Genomic DNA, 17587 nt, shown 5'->3' on the forward strand with positions numbered 1-17587 from the left:
AGCTAGTCGGCATGCAGAGGCTCGCCCGCCGGATCGTCGCGCAGTTCGCCGTCGATCGGCGGGTGCTCGCGCTGGCGTTCGCGCGGATGGCCGATGGGATCGGGAACTCGTTTCTGATCATCGTGATCCCGCTGTACGTGGCCAGTGACGTGGTCGGCGGCGCGACGTTCGGCCTCGAGGAGGCGATGATCATCGGGATCATCCTCTCGCTGTTCGGCTTTTTAAACAGCAGTTTCCAGCCGGCTACGGGGCGGCTGTCGGATCGATTCGGCCGCCGAAAACCGTTCATCCTGGTTGGGCTGGGCGGGCTCGCCGCGACGAACGTCGCGTACATTTTCGCGGAGTCGTACCTCTCGCTGGTCGTCATCCGCGGCTTACAGGGCGTCAGCGTCGCCTTTATCGTCCCGGCGTCGATCGCGCTGGTGAACGAACTCGCGACGACCGAAGACCGGGGCGGAAACATGGGTGTCTACAACACTTTTCGGCTCGTGGGCTTTGGCTCCGGGCCGGTCGCCGCCGGGGCCGTCGTCAATCTCGGACCATACACGCTGCCGGGCGGCGTGACGGTCAGCGGGTTCGACGCTGCCTTTTACGTCGCGGCGATCACTGCCGCGGTCAGTTATCTACTCGTGACGGTCCTGATCACCGACCCCGAAGCGACGAAAGCCAACGCAGGAGCCGACCTCTCGATCGCGGTCCGCGATCCGACGGGACGCAATCTGTTCGATCCCATCTTCACGCTCGGGATCGCGTCGCTGTTCATGGCCGCCGCCATCGCGCTGTTCGCGACGATTCAACCACAGGTCAACGCCCGACTCGAGCAGGGGGCGACCTGGTTTGGCCTCCAGTTCGCGGCGTTCATCGTCGCCCAGGTCGTCCTCCAGACGCCGATCGGTCGGGCGTGTGATCTGTACGGTCGTCGGCCGTTCATCGTCGGCGGGATGGCGCTTTTGATCCCTACGACGCTCGTCCAGGGGTTCGTCACGACCTCGGAGGTGATGTTTCTGGCCCGACTGGCACAGGGCATCGCAGGGGCGATGGTGTTCGCGCCGTCGCTGGCGCTGGCTGGCGACCTCGCCGGTGAGGGTGAGTCGGGCTCGAAGCTGTCGGTGCTCACCATGGCCTTCGGCTTCGGCATCGCCGTCGGGCCGCTCGCCTCCGGCGCGTTGATCGGCTATGGCTTCCAGTACCCGTTCGTCTTCGGCACCGTTCTCGCCGCCGTCGGAACGGTGCTCGTCTACACGCAGATCGAAGAGACCCTCGAGCGGCGCGCCCCGTTGCCGTTCGCCATCGGTGGCGACGACTGACGGCGCTTTCGGGATGTGTCCAGAGTGTCTCCCCTCGGAAAGACGCCACTCGAAGAAGCGATGCCGTCTCGACTGCGACGGGTCACAACGCAAAAGTAGCGCATCCGCCTAGGTGTCGACGATGACGCTTTCGGAGGAGGCCCAGGACCGGTTAGCCGACGTGGTGGAGCTACAGCCGACGAAGAACGCCGAACTCGGGGAGCGGTGGGGAATGGAAAGCGGGAGCGAAGTCCACCAGTTCCTCGAGAACGAACTGGGCGACTACTACTTTCGCGACGACAACAGCCTGATCCGGGCGACGAGCGAGGCGGCCGAACTGGTCGACGTCGAGCCGGGGATCGAGAGCGATCCCGACACCGAAGGCGCACCCTCTCGCATTCGGGTCCCCGAGTTACACGCCCAGATCGTCCAGGTACTCGCCGGGCCGGACGACCGATCCGAGAGCGTCGTCTCGGTTCTCCACAGTCTCCGGGAGGCGTTCGACATCGACCCCGAGGCCGAAGACGTCCGCTCGAGCCTCCAGAGCCTCCGTCGGAAGGACGTCGTCGAGGTCGAGTACCTCACCGTCCCCACGTTCCGACTGGCCGTCGACCCCGACGATCTCGAGGTCTCCGTCTCCGAGTGAGTGGCGGCCCACGAGCGTGTCCCGTCCACTCGAAGGCCTTCATCGGCCGTCGAAGAGACCGGGCCTGAGTCAGTCAGCGCCCGGCCGGTTTCGTCGGCGTCGCGTCTCGAGCAGCTGTTGCAGTCGGGTGCCAGGCCCACCCTCGATCGGCCAGCCATGGGTTCGCCAGGTCGGTGGCTCCGGCTCGAACTCCGGACAGGAGCCGGAACACGCCGCCGCCGTCTGGCAGCCGCCGTGGGCGTGACAGTACGGCATCGCCTGTCCGCCGGTTCGAGCCCGTAACTCGAAGTGTCGACAGTCGGGACGCATCGTCTCGACGAACGAGCGCCAGCCGCGTTCGTAGGCTCGTTCGGCGATTTCGAGGCGGGTCTGTCGTTTCTCGGCGGGGTCGACGTACTCGAAGCGGGCAGCCGAGCCGTCGCGGGCACCGCCCGCTGGGCGCTCGAGGATTCGCGTTCCGGGCTCGTCGACGGCGAGGCTGCGTGGGTACCACTCGACGGACGCCGACAGCGTCTCGGGCTGGAGCGCGAGAACGCCCGCTTCGATCGGCAGGTCCTCGAAGAGGACGGGCTCGACGCGTTCGCCGGTCGGTCGGGTCGCGACCCATACCTCATCAGCCAGCGCCACGGCGACGTCGTACTCGAGCTGTGCGCCGAGTGCGCGGGCGGCGCTCGCGTCGAGGTCGGGTTTGTTCTCGATGGCGACCACGCGCTCGAGCCAGTCCGGATAGGGCCACTTCCGGCGGATCTCGATGCGATTGGCTCGTTTTCGGGTTTCGAGGATTCCCCGGTCGTCCGCGCGGTGGATCGACTCGCGGACGTAGCGCCACGGGTAGCCAGGGTCCGGAAGCGCGTCGCGATAGTACGCCCAGTCCGCAGGCGCGTTTCGGACGACGTGCAGGAGGTCGCTATCGAGACGGTTAGAGCCGAAGTTGGCCCGCTTGCGGAGGGCGTCGGGGTCGCACTCGAGAACAATGGTGTCCCAGCGCCGATCCCTGGTACCGAGCTGGCGGGCAACGATGACGGCACGGTCGCTGGTCGCCTCGAGTGGCCACTGGCGTTCGGCCCACCGGCAGGTCCGTAGTTCGAAGCCGAATTCGCCCGCGTCGTTCACGGGCGTGCTACGAAACGAGAGTGAAAAACGCTCTCGGATCGGTCCTCCGACCGGTCACACGTGCCGGTCCTGCTCTGGGAGTAGGGGGTGATCCGAGTGGACGGACCGAGCGCGTCGTGTGTGGGATCGTGTAGTCGACCGAGGCGGTTTTAGACGCTGAGTCGCTAGGAGCGGTATGAAATGGACTGCGGTCTCACACGCGACAGGAACGGTCCTCATCGGTGCAGGGATCGTCGTCTCCGGACAGCTACTTACGAGAGCGCTGTTCGCGATAGCCGTAGTCTGTTTCGTCATCGGCATCGTCATCGCCCGTCGAAGCGGCGGGATGAACCCCGAGACGGACCTGCCGAAGTGAGAAGCCGTACAACCTATGTCCCAGCGGGTGATCCTCGTAGGCCGACGCCGACCGCCGTCTCCGTGGCTGGCCCCCGCCGTCTCCGCACTCGGCTTCGAGGTGGCCACGACGGTGCTCACCGACCGTCCCGAGGACGGACAGTACCACCTCCCGCCGGGAGCCCTCGAGCAGGTCGAACTGGCACTCGAGCGAGCCGACGGGTCGATGCTGGTCGTCGACGGCCGGGTGCACGTCGGCCAGCTTGCCGACCTCACAGAACGGCTCGGCGACGTCACAGTTCACGACCGTCGAAGCGTCGTCTGGGCGTGGCTCGAAGCGACGAATCCGGCCGCAGAGGCGCGCCTCGCCCTTCGACAGGCCCGCCTCGAGCGTCGGCTGGCCGAACGGGCCGGGGATCGAAGTCGCTCACCGGCCAGAGCGGATACTCGGGTAGCCGACCTCGAGCGCCAGTGTGATCGAGTACGCGCTCGGCTCGAGGACCGACAACGGGCGGAACGGACTCGCATCGAATCGGCGCACACTGACGTCGACGGCTACGTCGTACTGGTCGACGAGTTCGAGCCCGCGCCGCGGATCCACAGCGGGATAGTGCTCGAAGGGCGGGGAGCCACACCGTCGACGCGCGTCGAAACGACCGTCGTCACGGTCGGCACACACCGGCTCGCGATGACTGACGTTCCATCGATCCCGTGGGCGGGTTCGGTGCCCGACTGGTTCGAACCCGTCGTTCCCGGCGCGATCGCAGCTCTCGAGCGCGCGGATCTCATCTGCTCGAGTACCGACGACCTCGCCACCCATCTGGCCGCCCGGTTCGACGCCGATCCGGTGGTCGTTCCCGCCGACGAGGCGGATACGCTCCGGGCGACGCTTGCCGACTATTTCACCACGACCGTCCTCGAGCTATCGTTTCCCGCCACTGACAGCGCCCATGCCGCGGTCTCCTGGCTGTACGATCGCGGGGACGTGACGGCGATTTCCTACGGTGACCGGATCGAACTCTCCGTGACGGTCCCCGAGAGGGCGGTCGACGAGGTCGGACGGCGAGTGCGAGAGGTCGATGGCCGCCTCGAGCGGGTCGGGGCGGAAACCGACGAGTAAAGGGCCATCACTCGGTTATCGACCCGGAACGCCCGCCGTCGGCCGTCACTCGAACCGATGGAGCCTCGTCTGCTCGTCTCGCTCGTCCTCCTCGTCTCGTTGTGGGCCATCGGCAGCCGCGTGTGATGCGGAGTCCGTATCGCTGTGGCGGCTCGAGCGCTGACCCGTATCGGTCGGCGGCTCCGACCGATCGCGTTCGGTTTCCGTCTGGGCTTCGGCCGTCGTCGATTCGCCAGATGGCTCCGGGGACGTCCCGCGTTGCTCGATGGCATCGGAAAGTGAGAGCTGGACGTCCGAGGCGTGCTTGGGGTCGGAGCCGTACTTTCTCACGATAGCCTTAGCAGCGTCGTAGCCGCCGGAAAACGAGGCCCGGCGGGCGACCTCCGGGCGGGCAAGCGCGCGTGCGGCCGCGGCCCGGCGGCGGTCGTACCGTGACCAGAAGGCGCTTCGGCGAGCCTCGAAGTCGACTACCGGCCGCGGATAGCTGTCACCGATGTGGACGCCACACTCCTGTTGCACCGCGAGGGGTGTTCGCTCAGGCCGGTCGAGAAACTGACTCGGGAGCGCGGCCAACTCGGGCACCCACTCGGTGATCCACTCCCCGTCAGGGTCCTGATCGCGGACCTGCTTTCGCGGGTTGTACACCCGCTGGGCAGGGGTTCCGACCAGGCTGGCCTGGCTCTGCCACTGCGTGTAGTTGATCCCGACGTCGCTGTCGATGAGGTGTCGATGGTACCAGTCAGCCCCGATCCACCACGGTTGCTGGAGGATGTGGGCGAAAAAGGAAGCTGCCATCGCCCGCATTCGGAAGTTGAGCCACCCGCTTTCGCGCAGGCAACGCATCGCGGCATCGACCATCGGAAACCCGGTCCGGCCGCGTTTCCACGCATCTACGAGGGACGGATCGTGTCGATCCTCGTTGATCCCCTCGAACACCGGGTTGACCGCCCGCTCGGTCCAGCCCGGCCAGTCCGCAAGCTTCTGGTTGTAATGGAGGTTCCAGAACAACCGGTCGGTAAACAGCTCGCGTCCTCGAGACGGTGATGCGTGCGTCTTGACCGCCTGATACACCTGTCGCACCGAAACCAGACCGAAGGTGAGATACGGGGAGAGACCGCTCGTCCCGTGGCGGGCGTCCTGCGGTGAGGAAATCCGTCGAGGGTACGACTCGATTCGATCGATGAACGATCGCAAGCGTCTGGCCGCTACACGGTGTGTGCCCGTCGGCACCTCCGTCTTCGTCGGCGAGACATCGAACGCCGCTTCCACCGCTGTCGGAGTGACGCCAGTCTCGATCGTGAAACGCGTCACGTCGAGGGCGTCCCAGGCTGGCGTGTGTTGTGGCGCTTCGAGCCACGACTGGGCGTGGTCCGCCCAGCCGGTTCGCGTCCGCTCCCGATCCCGAACGAGGCCGTCGCCGGAGACGAACTCGAGTGCGGACCCACAGGCCGCCCTGGCCCGGTCGTCGCGGCGTTTTCCGTACCGACTCGTCGGTGTGGCCATCGTCACGACGGCCCAGCCGCGCTCGACGAATCGGGAGAGCAACGACACGGGATCGCCGTAGCCGAGCGTGAGCCCCGGCGACTCGGCGAGGGCGAGCGTCTCGACGGTTGGCGGTTCCGTCGCATCCGGCGACTCGGGCCGAACTGCCTCGCGGAGGGGTGGCTCAGAGCCCGCCGCCCGGTGGAGACTCGTCTCCGTAGGTAGCGTCTCGTACAGCCGATCGAGGCTCGCTACCGCCTCGTGCAGGAAGCGAAGCCGGGCATCACAGGCCAGGCCACGGTCGCCGTAGAAACTCGGGTCGAAGACGAACAGCGGACAGATCACGTCGCCGTCAGCGACCGCCCGCGTGAGCGCCAACTGGTCGTCGATCCGGAGGTGACTGCGGAGCCAGACGACGTGCCCGGTCGCGTCGGGATCGCCGACGGCCTCGGCTGGCGAGGGAATATCCGCCTCGAGTGGGAGCGTCGCCTCCTCGTCGGCGAGATCACGGTCGGCCACCCGCCGCCGATTCCTTGGCATCGATCTATCGATTCCATCGGAACCACGGCTCTTGAATCCTGACCCAAGAGTCCGCTCCGAGTACGCCGGTTCGAACGACGGCCCCGAAACCTGTGACGACGTCGGGACGACAACACGAGCCGTCCGCTACTCGGGTTCCATCTGAGCGGCTGACTTCCCGTCCGTCCGCCCGCCGTTTGTGACACTCGAGGTGACGCCAGCGGTACCGAGCACCCGACAGCCAGCCAGCGCGAAGAGAAACAGGATCGCTGGCAGGGCGACGATCCCGACGACGGTCAGCAAACAGACGAGTACGATCACCGGGACGGCCAGTGGGAGGACCTGTAGGACGGCCATCGCGAAGAAGTAGTCTCGGGTCAGCGCGAGCGACGCGACGCCGTCCCGATCGAACGCCGCACTGGTCGTCCCCACGCGCGCATACCGTGTTAGAGCCGCTGGCAGGAGATAGTAGACCAGCAGTGTTACTCCGAAGACGACGACCGAGAGCAACGCGGCCAGCAGTGCAGCCACGAGACTGATTCCCCAGACGAGTTCCCCGTGACCGCCGACGAGCGGAGCCAGCCCGGTGAGTCCGGCATATCCTATCGCCCCGATCCCGATCGCCAGGAGGATACCAGCCACTAGCGGCACCAAGAGGTACGCGACTGTGATCACGATGGCCCCGATTCCTCGCTTTGCGAGCGTCGACCACCCCTCGAGCGATGGTGGTTCGTCGGCCCCCTCGAGTGTCGTCTCTACGACCCGCACGAAGTAGCCAACAAGGACGAATACGGGGACGACCAGGACGGAACCGAAGACGAGGAGCCCTCCGAGGATCGTCCGCTCGAGCCACTGGCCACGGATCGGGTACGAGAGGACATCGGCGTTCGACATCGATTCGGACGTATCGTCTCACAGGCGACCGATAAACCTTCTCGCCGGCGTCGACCACCGGGCGAGCTCGGCCAGCGCAGTCGCTGTGTTCGCCGGGTTCGACACCGGTGTGGAGGCTCGGGAACTTCGGATGGTCGAGCGTGGAGTCGCCAGTCGGGTCGGCTACTCCTCGTCGTCCTCGAGTTCGTCGAGGAACTCGTGTGCTTCCTCGAGAATCTCACGGGGGCCGTCCTGCGTGACGGTGTTTACGGCCTGTTCGTAATCACGCCACTGGAGGTCGCGGTGTTCGTTCGAGAGTTCCGCACTCGCCTCGAACGACCTCGCGATGAAGAGGTGAACGGTCTTGTGGATCGTTTTGCCGTTCGCCTCGAAGACGTAGTCGTAGTCTTCACGAAAGCCGTCGAGTAGTCGGAACTCCTCTATACCTGCCTCTTCCTTTATTTCGCGGATCGCCGTCTGTTGTAGCTCTTCATCTCCTTCGACACCGCCCTTGGGAAACTCCCAATCGCCTGGGCGGCTCTTGAGTAGAAGATACTCGCGCCGGCCCCGCGTATCGCGAAAGAGGATTGCGCCTGCGCTCGTAGCTTCGACTGCCATTACTCGACATAATAGGTACGACGTTAAGAGAATATCGGACTGTTCGTAAATCGTATCCAGATTGGAGTTGCTATTTTCACGACCGAATCGGGTAACCGGTTTCCCCTCGACCAGCGATCAGATGGGGTGCGACGAATCTCAGCAGGTTTTTACGCGCCGACCGTGGACGATGTGACAACACAGCCATGACCTTCGTCACCCGTCTCACGCTCCAGAGCGGCGACCGGGCCGTTCTCGATCGGATCGTCGATGACATCAAGTCGACCGCGGAACGAAAGGGTGCGGCACTTAAAGGTCCGCACACCCACCCGCCCGAACGACTGTCGGTTCCCCAGCGCTGTCGACTCCACGCCGACGACGACCGCCGGTTTAGTTCCTGGGAGTACACCGTCTTCACCCGCGAACTCGAGATCCACGGCCACGACAACCTCGCGCGCAACATCGCCTCCCAGAACTTCCCCGACTCGGTCCACATCGAAGCCCACGTCGAGCAGATCCACGGTGCCGGTCGCGGTAACTGACCTACCAGCACGGCTACCGCCGTTTGGCTCGCCGTTTTTGTCCGTACGCACCCAACTTCCGAGCAATGTACACTGGCAAGACCGAGAAGCCTTGCTGTCTCTGTGACGCTCCGAAGGTCGACCATCGGATCGACCTTCCGCCACGAGCGATCCAGCAGCTCAAACACGGCGACGCGATCGCCTGGCAGGACGTCGTCGGCGAGGTTTCGATCTACTTCTGCGAACACGATTGGGAGACCGTCCGCGACCTCGTCCTCGAGACCGGAATGACGCCGTTGCCTCGCTGTAACGTCGCCCGCGCGTCGTTCGACCTCCGGGAGGACTTCGAGGCGTTCACCGGCCGAACCCGTGAGGAGCCCAATCAAGACCCCATCGAGGAACGGTTCTGGCGCGAGAGCAAACGAGTGCTCGGGGGAGACACCGAGTATCCACCATCGGATCGAGATCTCGTGCAAGCACACGTCGTGAGCTGGGCGCTTTCAGACCTCGAGGCATCGGTCGCAGAGCCCGGAGCCGAACCGACGAGCGGAGAGTAACGACCCTCCGCGACGACCGCTGGGCGACCAGCGACAAACGACAGCGAAGATCGAACAACGGAGTGTGTGGTATAATGCCAGTGAAATTGACCCGTCCTGAATCGCTGGTGTCGCCACTGCTTTAGTGTCTCTCGAGTAACAGAGGGGCATGTCACGTCCCGACCCGGACCTCGTTTCGCTTCGACGAGAGCTTCACCGACGACCCGAACCCGCCTGGCGCGAATTCTACACCACCGCGACGCTCGTCGCGGAACTCGAGTCGCGAGTCGACCTCGACGAACTCCACGTCGGCCCGGATGCCATCGCGGGGGATCACCGAATGGCCGTCCCCGACGAGGCCGAACTCGCGACCTGGTACGAGCGAGCCCGCGAGGCCGGTGCCGACGAGACGATCCTCGAGCGGCTCGAGGGCGGCTACACGGGTGCCGTCGCCGTCCTCGAGATGGGCGACGGACCGACCGTCGGCCTGCGAGTCGACATCGACGGCCTGCCCCGCGAGGAGGCCGACGACCCCGATCACGTCCCCGCTGCCGAGGGCTTTCGCTCGGAGAACGAGGGCGCGATGCACGCCTGCGGCCACGACGCTCACGCGACCATCGGGGTCGGCGTCCTCGAGCGAGTCGCCGAAAGTGACTTTTCGGGAACGCTGAAGGTCTTTTTCCAGCCCGCCGAGGAGGTCATCGGCGGGGGGAAGTCGATGGCCAAAAGCGACCACATCGACGACGTCGACTACCTGCTCGCGGTCCACGTCGGCCTCGACCACCCCACCGGCGAGGTCATCGCCGGCATCGACGGCTTCCTCGCTGTCTCGCATCTCGAGGCCGAGTTCACGGGCGAGCCAGCTCACGCGGGTGGCCACCCCGAACAGGGACGCAACGCCGTCCAGGCAATGGCGACGGCCGTCCAGAACCTCTACGGCATCCCTCGCCACGACGAGGGTGCAACGCGGATCAACGCCGGCGTCGTCGAGGGCGGCAGTGCGGCCAACATCATCCCCGAACACGCTCGCATCGTCGCCGAAGTCCGAGGAGAGACGACCGAGCTGATGGAGTACATGCGGACACACGCAACGCAAGTCATCCGCAGCGCCGCCGAGATGCACGACTGTGCGGTCGAGTTCGAGACGGGCGCCGAGGCCCCGAGCGCAACGAGCGACCAGGAACTCGTCTCGATCGTCGCCGACGTGGCCAGCGAGACGGCCGACGTCGAAAGAGTTCTCGAGCGCGACGAACTCGGCGGCAGCGAAGACGCCACGTTCCTGATGCGCGAAGTACAGCAAAACGGCGGTGTCGCGGCCTACGTCGGCATTGGGACGAATCATCCCGGCGGCCACCACACCTCGACGTTCGACGTCGACGAGCCGACGATCGACCACGGCGTCGACGTTCTTGCTGGAGCAATCGAGCAAATCGGACTCGAGAACCCCTGAGGCTAGAGATTCTAACGTTCAAAGAATCGACGCGAGCTATTAGGCGGTCTCCCAGAAATATCGAAACAGGGGAGGGTATGTATGACCGCACCAGAATCCAGCGCAGACCCGTATCGCTCACCACAGCCCCGAAGCACGGGCCGTGATCGTCTCCGGCACCGGTTGAACGTCGTGACCTGTCTGATCGCGTTCGGGCTCACGCTCCCGGTCGGATACGGACTGTATTCGGAGGCGGTGGCACTGACACAGTCGTTCGGTGGGCTGTCGACGACTGCCCTCGTCATCATCTGGGCGGCGGCGTGGCTCCTGCTCTGGGCCACGTTTCAGTCGATCGTCGAGTGGAACGTCGACACGACCAGTTCCACCGCTCGCAACGACTGAAAGCGGGTTCTCCACCATCCCGGAATCATTCAGGGATCAGTTGAATAGCTATTTGCCTCTCGAGAGAGATCACGTAGCCGACATGGTCCCTTCGACTGTCGGTCGCTGCCCAGTTGTGCTAACGCTACTCGAGGTGGCCCCGCCGTGACGTCGATCCGTACTCGTGTGAGCCTCCTCGTGCGGACGGCTGTCGCCGCCGGCTGCTGTCTTATCCTCTCGAGCGCCGTCGTCGTTGCAGCCCTTCTGTTGGTCGCCGTCCCCGTCTACGGGGGCGCTCGCTACGGCGTGGCGGTGCTTTCGTCAGCCGAGTTACGTCCCGGTGTCGACGCTGGACTCGTCGGCGAACCGCTCGCCGTAGCGGTCGTCGTGGCCGTTGCGATTCCCTGCCTGCTGGCCGTCGAACTGTCGCTTCGAACCATCCGGACCGCTCGCGAGCGCTCGGCACCGGCGGGTGCGCTCGCACAGGGCACCGTCGAACTCGCCTCGTACGTGCTGTTGGTCTCGTCGCTGCTGATCGCGCTGGCTGCGCTGCCGTTCGTACGGTCGGTGCTGCCCGAGTCGGCGTTCGCACTCCTCGTCTTGCTCGGATTCTTCTACCTGCTGACGGTCGGCTACGCCTGGGCCGCCCACGAGTGGGTCCGCTCGAGAGACGACGTCGACGACGAGCGCACGACCGGCGGCACCTGGCTCGTCCTCGGCGTCTTCGCCGTCGGCTACCTCAGCGTCGCCTACTGGGCAGGGTTCGGCCTGCTCGTCGTGGCCGCGCTCTGCTGGCTCGTCGTCGGTTCGATGGTCGCGCCCGACCACGTCGACCGGATTCGAGACGCCGTCGAGGGCCACGCTGCCGAACGTGCCGACGAAGACCCCATCGATTCCGACGACGTCTACGGGATCACCGACGACGTTCGACGGCTGCGCGTGCAACTCGAGCGCACTGTCGGTCTGCATCCAGCCCTTCCGGTGACCGTCGTCGTGCTCGTCGCGGTCGGTGCCGGGTACTGGGCGGGGACCATCGTCTCTGCGGAGACGATTGCAGCCTCGTTCGCTGTTGTGACCGCCATCGCGTTCATCGGCATCCACGTCGGCGGTGCGATCCGTGCTGAATTCGCCGGTGACACCGCCGTCCTCCGTGATCTCGAGGCGCGATTCGACCTCGAGACGCTCAGGACGGACGACTCGACACGGCAGGTCGCCGATGGAGCGGGCTCGAGCACCGACCTGTCGGCCGAGCCCGACTCGACCCACGCCTCGCTTGGGTCGACCGTCACCCGACTCGCCGGACAGGCCGACCTCCCGGCTCCCGACGTCAGGGTGCTCGAACACGAGACCCCTATCGCCCTGACGGTGGGCTATCGGCCCGTCGGATCGACGCTCGTCTGCTCACGAGGGCTGATCGAGACGCTTTCGGACCGGGAACTCGAGGCCGTGATCGCCCACGAACTCGCCCACGTCGCGAACCGAGACGCAGCCGTGCTCACCGCGCTGTCCGCACCCGGCGCCGTCGCACGACTCGCTCGCAGCCGGTACGGCTACAATCCCGTCGTCGAGCCGCTCGCGATGGGCGTCCGGCTCGCAAGCCGGTGGTACGTCGCCCTCGTTTCGCGGGGCCGGGAGTACGCCGCCGACGACGGCGCGGTCGCGATCGCCGGCGATCCAGCCGCCCTGGCGAGCGCCCTCGAAACGCTCGACGCCGACCTCGAGTCTCGCCCGTCGACGGACCTCCGCGAGGGTGAGACGGCGGCCGCGTTCGCCATCGTCCCGCCACCGTGGGAGGACCACCGGTTTTTCGACCGCACACGTCGGTTCGTCGCCCGCAGAATATTCGGTACGCACCCAGCGACGACGAAGCGACTCGAGCGGCTTCGAAGCCGCGTCTCGAAGAACGGTGGTGGCTGATCGGCGGATCGTCGACCGGTCGACCGTCGGTACGAACGAACCCGAACAGTAATCCTCGTCGACACGAACGGTCCGATACGAAGATTCCGCTCCGTCGTCTTCGACTCCACCAATGCGATTCGACCGACTTCGGCTCACGCTCGGCCTGTGGCTGCGGATGCTCGTCGCTACCCTGGTCGCCGTCGTCGGCATGACGACGCTGGTCGTCGTCGAGGTCGGACTCGCCGCGCTCATGGCAGCGGCGTTTATCGAATCGATCCCAGGTATCGTCATCCCATTTTTCGCGGTCGGAGTCGTCGCTACCGTCGGATTCGGGCTCTGGATTTCGATCGCCGCCGTCTACCGGCGCTTGCTGCCCGTATCGCTCGTCGTCGGCCGAATCGATCACGACGGCGTGGCCGACGTACTCGAGTGGTTCGCACGCGGGCTGACTCGTCCGCCCGTTCCACTCACCCGCCGTGAGGCCACACTCGCCGTCGGCATCCCGTCGATCGCACTCGCGGGCTATCTGGCGATCGATCATCTCCCTCACCTTACGCCGTTTCTGCTGGGGTTCGTCGTCGGCGTGGGCCTGGTCTGTTATGGGACCGGGAGACTCGTCTACAACGAGTGGACCGCGGACGGAGCCGTCCGCGAGACCGTCACGGAGGCCACCCGCGTCCCCCGCGAGGCCGACCCCGACGACGACCTCGAGGCCGAACGAGCGGCCCTCCAGAGACGCGTCGATCGACTCGCGGCTCAGGCTACCATCCCGTCGCCAACCGTCGCGCTCGGCCGGTCGAGCGCTCCCGTCGCGGCCTCCGTCGGCTACCGTCCGTCGACGTCGACGATCGTGGTCTCCCGCGGGCTCGTCGAGCGCCTGTCCGAACGCGAACTCGAGGCCGTCCTGGCTCACGAACTCGCTCACGTCATCAACCGTGACGCTGCGGTGTTGACGGCGCTTTCGCTCCCGGCGACGAAGTTCAAAGCGATGATGGTTGGGGAGGATCAAGAGGACGAGCCAGCCGAGGACGAAAGCACGGAGGCGACTGGCGAGTCACCGGTGGTTGGACCCCACCAGGGATTCATGATCGTCCCGATGGTTCCGGTCTTTCTCGTCACCACCCTCGCCATCGCCTCGCTCGCCAGATACCGCGAGTACGTCGCCGATCAGGCCGCCATCGCGATCACCGGCGACCCTGCTGCGCTGGCGAGTGCCCTCGAGACGCTCGACCGAGACGTGACTCGACGTCCCGAACGTGACCTGCGCGGCTACGGATCGACGGCGGCGTTCTCGATCGTCCCGCCGCCGTGGGACGAACACCGCTTTTTCGATCGGACGCGACGGTTCGTCCGCCGACGCCTGTTCGGAACCCACCCGCGAACCGAAAAGCGGATCGAGCGACTCAAAACACGTACGGGCGACCTCGAGCGGTGATCGACTCGAAAAACCCGAGCTACTCGATGGTGGTCCGTCGGTGGCGAACGTCGCCGCCGCAGTTGGGACAGGCACCGGGGTTGTCGGCAGCCTCGATGAGCGTGCCACAGGTGAAACACTCGTACGTGCTCTCGGCGGCGGGGTCGTACTCGATGTCCCGAAACGTCTCCGCGAGAACCGCCTTGGAAGACTCTTCATCGAGCGCTTCGATGACGTCAGCGGGCCTGATGACGCCGAGAAGCTCACTCGAGTCGTCGTCGACGACCGGCAACGCCATGAACTTGTTCCGGGCGAACACCTTCGCGACGTGGTCGGCCGGGTCGGCATCCGTCACCGAAATAACGGACTCGGTGGCGATCGACGACACGGGCGTCTCACCGTCGGCGTTCAACAGTTCTCGCAGTGAGGCGACGCCACAGAGCGCGCCGTCTTCGTCTACCACGTAGGCGTAGTAGATCGTATACTCCGGGTCCGCCGTCGACGTACGGATCGAATCGATCGCGTCGTCGACCGATGTCGTCGTCTCGAACGCCGTTACGCCATCGTCGAGGATGTCGCGTGCGGTCGTGAGAGCCATACCCACGGTGTTCGTGCTCCGAATAAATAGGCTTGGCTGTGCGGATCAGTAGCAGTGTCCCGCCTCGAGTCGAATCGGCTCGAGGCCGGCCTCGAGATCGAACTCGAGTAGCCCTGTGACGCGGCTACCCGTCTAGTATCCGCCGTCGTCGTCTTCCTCGTCGCCGTATCCGTCGTCTCCGTATCCGTCGTCGTCTTCGTGCCCGTCTTCGTCGTCGCCGTCCGAATCGTGGTCGGCCGCGTCCGCCTCCGCGTCGACGACCACCTCGAGGTCGAACGGCTCGTCAGCGGGGGCCGCCTCGGGCTCGAGGTAGCCGACGGCGAACGCGGAGTAGACGGTGCCGGCGGCCGGTTCGACCTCGAACGTCGCGACGACGTCGCCGTCGACGTCCTCGGTCGCCGGGCGGACCTCGAGTTCGTAGGCGCCGGCCGGCACCTCGACGGCCCCGGCCTCGCCGAAGTCGACGTCCTCGAACAGCACCAGTTCGCCGTCGTCGACCGTCACGTCGACCGCGGGGGCATCGGGGGCGGCATGGACCAGTCGCACGCGTGCGTCCTCGCCCGGGTCGCTCAGGTCGTCCTCGAGCACTGCCGGCTCGAAGGGCTGGTTCTCCTCGGCCAGTTCGCCCAGCGCGGCGACCGTCACTGCTCCGGGCTCGACCTCGAGGTCCTCCTCGAAGACGACCGTGTCGGGATCGCCGGCGGCCTGAATGGCCACCGCGTAGGTGCCGGCCTCGAGCTCGAGGTACTCGCTGACGGCGCGGTAGGGAACGTCCTCGAGCACCGCGTCACCGTCGACGAGCACGTCGACGTTCGGAGCGTCGGGCGAGAGGTGGGCCACGCGGACCTCGGCCAGTTCCGCTCGTTCGTCCGCGCCCTCGTCGTCGTGGTCGTCGTGGTCGTCGTGGTCGTCGTGGTCGTCGTCGTGATCTTCCTCGTGGTCGTCATCCGGCGTCTCCTCGGTGGTGTCGTCACCGAGACAGCCCGCCAGTGCGATCACACCGGTTGCACCCGCGATCGACAGTACACGCCTTCTTGTCGTTTCTTGCGACATTATAACGTTTATGGAACGTTCCCCAATATCGGAAGTACCTACCTATGCAGGTCGAGGGTAGCGAGGCAGTCCGAGACGCCGGCTCGGACCCGCCCGGGCCGACAGTAGCCACTAGAGGGCAGTGTCCACCCGATCACGCGACGGGAGTGCCGTTCGCGAGCCGAAACGGAGCGGAAAGTGGGTTGATCGACTGGTTGGTCGGCTTCGCCGACCAGCTATACCGTGGCGGCGAAGCCGCCAGGCGGTCGAGGGACGTCGCGAGCGAGACGCCTGTCTCTCGCTCACGAGAGACCGCAGCGCAACCGGTCGTCGTTAGTATTTGGGGTCGGCGCCGGTCGTCTCGTAGACGGCGTCCATGAGTTCGTCGCGTCGGCGTTGCCAGTGTTCGAGTCCGGCGGGGTGGTCGGGGTAGTTCTCGTAGTGCGCGAGAAGGGCGTCAGCCCGGCGTTTGGTCTGATAGAGGTTCCAGATCGTGCCCCAGTGACCGCGGCTTTTGTAGAGACTTTCGGCGGCGAGTTTTGGTCCGAAGCTCGCACTGCCTTCGTAGAGCGCTTCGGCGAGTTTCTCGCCGGGCATGGCGGCAAGCAAGCCCATCAGATCGTCGACGTCGACCGCCGTCGAGAGGATATTGTAGACGTCGAGGGCGGCGTACCGCGCCCCGAAGTGGTCCATGACGCGTTCGTTGTACTCCCAGAGGACCGCCTCACCGTGGTCGCCATCCTCGAGGCCGTCGACGATGGCCTCGGCGGCGTACTTGCCCGCGTAGGCAGCGCCAGCGATTCCGCCGCCAGTGGTGGGGTTGACGTGACCTGCGGCGTCACCGACGGCCACGTAGCCGGGGTGGACCGCCGAGTCGTAGGGTCGTCGGGTGGGCAGGGCAGCCCCGAGTTTGTCCTCGACTTCGGCACCCTGGAATTCGGCACGGTTCTCGAGGTCGCGTTTGAGGTCTTCGACGAGTTCCATCGGCTCTTCGGTCATCTGGAAACCGAGGCCGGCGTTGATCTCGGTTTCGGTACGCGGGAAATACCAGAGGTAGCCCGCAGCACGCTCAGTCGGCTTGAACACGAGCGCGTCGTGCCAGTCGACGGGTTCCTCGACGTGGACGACCTCGCGGTAGGCCGAACAGAAGTGCGTGTAGTTGACGTTCGTATCGAACGTCGACTCGGAGAAGTCAGTGTAGTCCTGAAGCACCGACAGCGAGCCGGCAGCATCGACGACGAACGCAGCCTCGTAGCGGCGAGGCTGGCCCTTCGAGATCGCCTCGACACCGGTAACACGGCCGTCGTCGTTCTGGATGACGTCCCGGACGACGGTATCGTAGTGGATCTCGACGCCGGCCTCGATTGCCCCTTCGATAATCCGGCGACCGTACTCCCAGCGGTCGATGACGGCGAGTTCACCAGGGACGGGAATCTCGAGAACGGTGTCCTCCTGAGGAATCTCGAACCGACCGTGGTCGACGTCGGTGTTCGTGAACGCGGGTTCGATCTGGGATTTGGGAATCGAGTCCGGGAAGGCGCTTGCACCCTTGAGAGCGTCGCCACAGGCGATGTGGCCAGCCTCTTCTTCGGACTTCCGTTCGACGAGAACGGCGTCGTACCCCTCGCGAGCGAGAGTCGCCGCGGCGTAACAGCCTGCGGTCCCGGCCCCGACAACGACCACGTCCGGCGAGTGGGTCTCGCGCGTGGCGGTGCTGGCCGACTGTTCCTGCGTGCTCATATCGACAGTGTCGACACCGCGGTAAGAAAACGTTTTTCGTGCCGTTCGACTCGACACGGCGGAAACTC

General features: G+C 65.7%; 17 protein-coding genes. 10 read left to right on the forward strand and 7 right to left on the reverse strand.

The window, feature by feature from the left end:
• Positions 1-11 precede the first annotated feature (11 nt).
• Entirely contained in the window at positions 12-1307 is a 1296-nt protein-coding gene (locus AArc1_RS15900) for an MFS transporter (RefSeq protein ID WP_117365295.1), read from the forward strand.
• Positions 1308-1428: 121 nt separating this feature from the next.
• Positions 1429-1932 carry a DUF5797 family protein gene (locus AArc1_RS15905; protein ID WP_117365296.1) on the forward strand — a complete coding sequence of 168 codons (504 nt, stop codon included), beginning with the start codon at positions 1429-1431 and terminating at the stop codon, positions 1930-1932.
• A 69-nt stretch (positions 1933-2001) separates the two neighbouring features.
• Here AArc1_RS15905 and AArc1_RS15910 read toward each other — a convergent pair whose 3' ends face one another.
• Entirely contained in the window at positions 2002-3045 is a 1044-nt protein-coding gene (locus AArc1_RS15910; RefSeq protein WP_117365297.1) for a DUF5787 family protein, read from the reverse strand.
• Positions 3046-3220: 175 nt separating this feature from the next.
• On the opposite strand from AArc1_RS15910, the gene AArc1_RS15915 reads away from it, so the two are divergent.
• Positions 3221-3400: a hypothetical protein gene (locus AArc1_RS15915; RefSeq protein WP_117365298.1), complete on the forward strand. Its 180-nt coding sequence runs from the start codon at positions 3221-3223 to the stop codon at positions 3398-3400.
• Between the two features lie 15 nt (positions 3401-3415).
• Positions 3416-4498, forward strand: a complete 1083-nt coding sequence (locus AArc1_RS15920) for a hypothetical protein (RefSeq protein ID WP_117365299.1) — start codon at positions 3416-3418, stop codon at positions 4496-4498.
• A gap of 45 nt (positions 4499-4543) precedes the next feature.
• Here AArc1_RS15920 and AArc1_RS15925 read toward each other — a convergent pair whose 3' ends face one another.
• The 3 genes from AArc1_RS15925 to AArc1_RS15935 form a co-directional block, all read right to left on the reverse strand.
• Positions 4544-6520, reverse strand: a complete 1977-nt coding sequence (locus tag AArc1_RS15925; protein WP_117365300.1) for an FAD-binding domain-containing protein — start codon at positions 6518-6520, stop codon at positions 4544-4546.
• A 126-nt stretch (positions 6521-6646) separates the two neighbouring features.
• Positions 6647-7393, reverse strand: coding sequence for a DUF4013 domain-containing protein (locus AArc1_RS15930; RefSeq protein WP_117365301.1), 747 nt, complete (start codon positions 7391-7393; stop codon positions 6647-6649).
• Positions 7394-7555: 162 nt separating this feature from the next.
• Complete coding sequence (locus AArc1_RS15935; RefSeq protein WP_117365302.1) at positions 7556-7990, reverse strand: bis(5'-nucleosyl)-tetraphosphatase; 435 nt, start codon at positions 7988-7990, stop codon at positions 7556-7558.
• Between the two features lie 185 nt (positions 7991-8175).
• Here AArc1_RS15935 and AArc1_RS15940 point away from each other — a divergent pair, with 185 nt between their 5' ends.
• From AArc1_RS15940 to AArc1_RS15965, 6 genes are all read left to right on the forward strand, one after another.
• A complete protein-coding gene (locus AArc1_RS15940) occupies positions 8176-8511 on the forward strand; it encodes an uS10/mL48 family ribosomal protein (RefSeq protein WP_117365303.1) in 336 nt (111 codons plus the stop codon).
• Between the two features lie 65 nt (positions 8512-8576).
• The gene (locus AArc1_RS15945) at positions 8577-9047 is read left to right on the forward strand and encodes a hypothetical protein (RefSeq protein WP_117365304.1); all 471 of its coding nucleotides are present in this window, start codon (positions 8577-8579) and stop codon (positions 9045-9047) included.
• Positions 9048-9195: 148 nt separating this feature from the next.
• Positions 9196-10476, forward strand: coding sequence for an amidohydrolase (locus AArc1_RS15950; RefSeq protein ID WP_117365305.1), 1281 nt, complete (start codon positions 9196-9198; stop codon positions 10474-10476).
• Positions 10477-10557: 81 nt separating this feature from the next.
• Positions 10558-10857 (forward strand): hypothetical protein, encoded by a 300-nt coding sequence (locus AArc1_RS15955; RefSeq protein ID WP_117365306.1) that lies wholly within the window; start codon positions 10558-10560, stop codon positions 10855-10857.
• A 144-nt stretch (positions 10858-11001) separates the two neighbouring features.
• Positions 11002-12753, forward strand: a complete 1752-nt coding sequence (locus AArc1_RS15960; RefSeq protein WP_117365307.1) for a M48 family metallopeptidase — start codon at positions 11002-11004, stop codon at positions 12751-12753.
• Positions 12754-12865: 112 nt separating this feature from the next.
• Positions 12866-14170: a M48 family metallopeptidase gene (locus AArc1_RS15965; RefSeq protein ID WP_117365308.1), complete on the forward strand. Its 1305-nt coding sequence runs from the start codon at positions 12866-12868 to the stop codon at positions 14168-14170.
• 19 nt (positions 14171-14189) lie between these two features.
• Here AArc1_RS15965 and AArc1_RS15970 read toward each other — a convergent pair whose 3' ends face one another.
• The 3 genes from AArc1_RS15970 to AArc1_RS15980 all read right to left on the reverse strand — a co-directional run bounded on the left by AArc1_RS15970 (position 14190) and on the right by AArc1_RS15980 (position 17519).
• Complete coding sequence (locus AArc1_RS15970) at positions 14190-14747, reverse strand: rubrerythrin-like domain-containing protein (RefSeq protein ID WP_117365309.1); 558 nt, start codon at positions 14745-14747, stop codon at positions 14190-14192.
• Between the two features lie 132 nt (positions 14748-14879).
• A complete protein-coding gene (locus AArc1_RS15975) occupies positions 14880-15800 on the reverse strand; it encodes a DUF4397 domain-containing protein (protein ID WP_117365310.1) in 921 nt (306 codons plus the stop codon).
• A gap of 312 nt (positions 15801-16112) precedes the next feature.
• A complete protein-coding gene (locus AArc1_RS15980; RefSeq protein WP_117365930.1) occupies positions 16113-17519 on the reverse strand; it encodes a geranylgeranyl reductase family protein in 1407 nt (468 codons plus the stop codon).
• Between the last annotated feature and the right edge of the window lie 68 nt (positions 17520-17587).

The organism is Natrarchaeobaculum sulfurireducens (assembly GCF_003430825.1).
Lineage (GTDB): Archaea > Halobacteriota > Halobacteria > Halobacteriales > Natrialbaceae > Natrarchaeobaculum > Natrarchaeobaculum sulfurireducens.

Excerpts from the sequence above, each read along its gene's own strand:
- AArc1_RS15900 (WP_117365295.1), top strand. The coding sequence starts at position 12 with ATGCAGAGGCTCGCCCGCCGGATCGTCGCGCAGTTCGCCGTCGATCGG.
- AArc1_RS15905 (WP_117365296.1), top strand. The coding sequence starts at position 1,429 with ATGACGCTTTCGGAGGAGGCCCAGGACCGGTTAGCCGACGTGGTGGAG.
- AArc1_RS15915 (WP_117365298.1), top strand. The coding sequence starts at position 3,221 with ATGAAATGGACTGCGGTCTCACACGCGACAGGAACGGTCCTCATCGGT.
- AArc1_RS15920 (WP_117365299.1), top strand. The coding sequence starts at position 3,416 with ATGTCCCAGCGGGTGATCCTCGTAGGCCGACGCCGACCGCCGTCTCCG.
- AArc1_RS15925 (WP_117365300.1), bottom strand. The coding sequence starts at position 6,520 with ATGCCAAGGAATCGGCGGCGGGTGGCCGACCGTGATCTCGCCGACGAG.
- AArc1_RS15930 (WP_117365301.1), bottom strand. The coding sequence starts at position 7,393 with ATGTCGAACGCCGATGTCCTCTCGTACCCGATCCGTGGCCAGTGGCTC.
- AArc1_RS15935 (WP_117365302.1), bottom strand. The coding sequence starts at position 7,990 with ATGGCAGTCGAAGCTACGAGCGCAGGCGCAATCCTCTTTCGCGATACG.
- AArc1_RS15940 (WP_117365303.1), top strand. The coding sequence starts at position 8,176 with ATGACCTTCGTCACCCGTCTCACGCTCCAGAGCGGCGACCGGGCCGTT.
- AArc1_RS15945 (WP_117365304.1), top strand. The coding sequence starts at position 8,577 with ATGTACACTGGCAAGACCGAGAAGCCTTGCTGTCTCTGTGACGCTCCG.
- AArc1_RS15950 (WP_117365305.1), top strand. The coding sequence starts at position 9,196 with ATGTCACGTCCCGACCCGGACCTCGTTTCGCTTCGACGAGAGCTTCAC.
- AArc1_RS15955 (WP_117365306.1), top strand. The coding sequence starts at position 10,558 with ATGACCGCACCAGAATCCAGCGCAGACCCGTATCGCTCACCACAGCCC.
- AArc1_RS15965 (WP_117365308.1), top strand. The coding sequence starts at position 12,866 with ATGCGATTCGACCGACTTCGGCTCACGCTCGGCCTGTGGCTGCGGATG.
- AArc1_RS15970 (WP_117365309.1), bottom strand. The coding sequence starts at position 14,747 with ATGGCTCTCACGACCGCACGCGACATCCTCGACGATGGCGTAACGGCG.
- AArc1_RS15975 (WP_117365310.1), bottom strand. The coding sequence starts at position 15,800 with ATGTCGCAAGAAACGACAAGAAGGCGTGTACTGTCGATCGCGGGTGCA.
- AArc1_RS15980 (WP_117365930.1), bottom strand. The coding sequence starts at position 17,519 with ATGAGCACGCAGGAACAGTCGGCCAGCACCGCCACGCGCGAGACCCAC.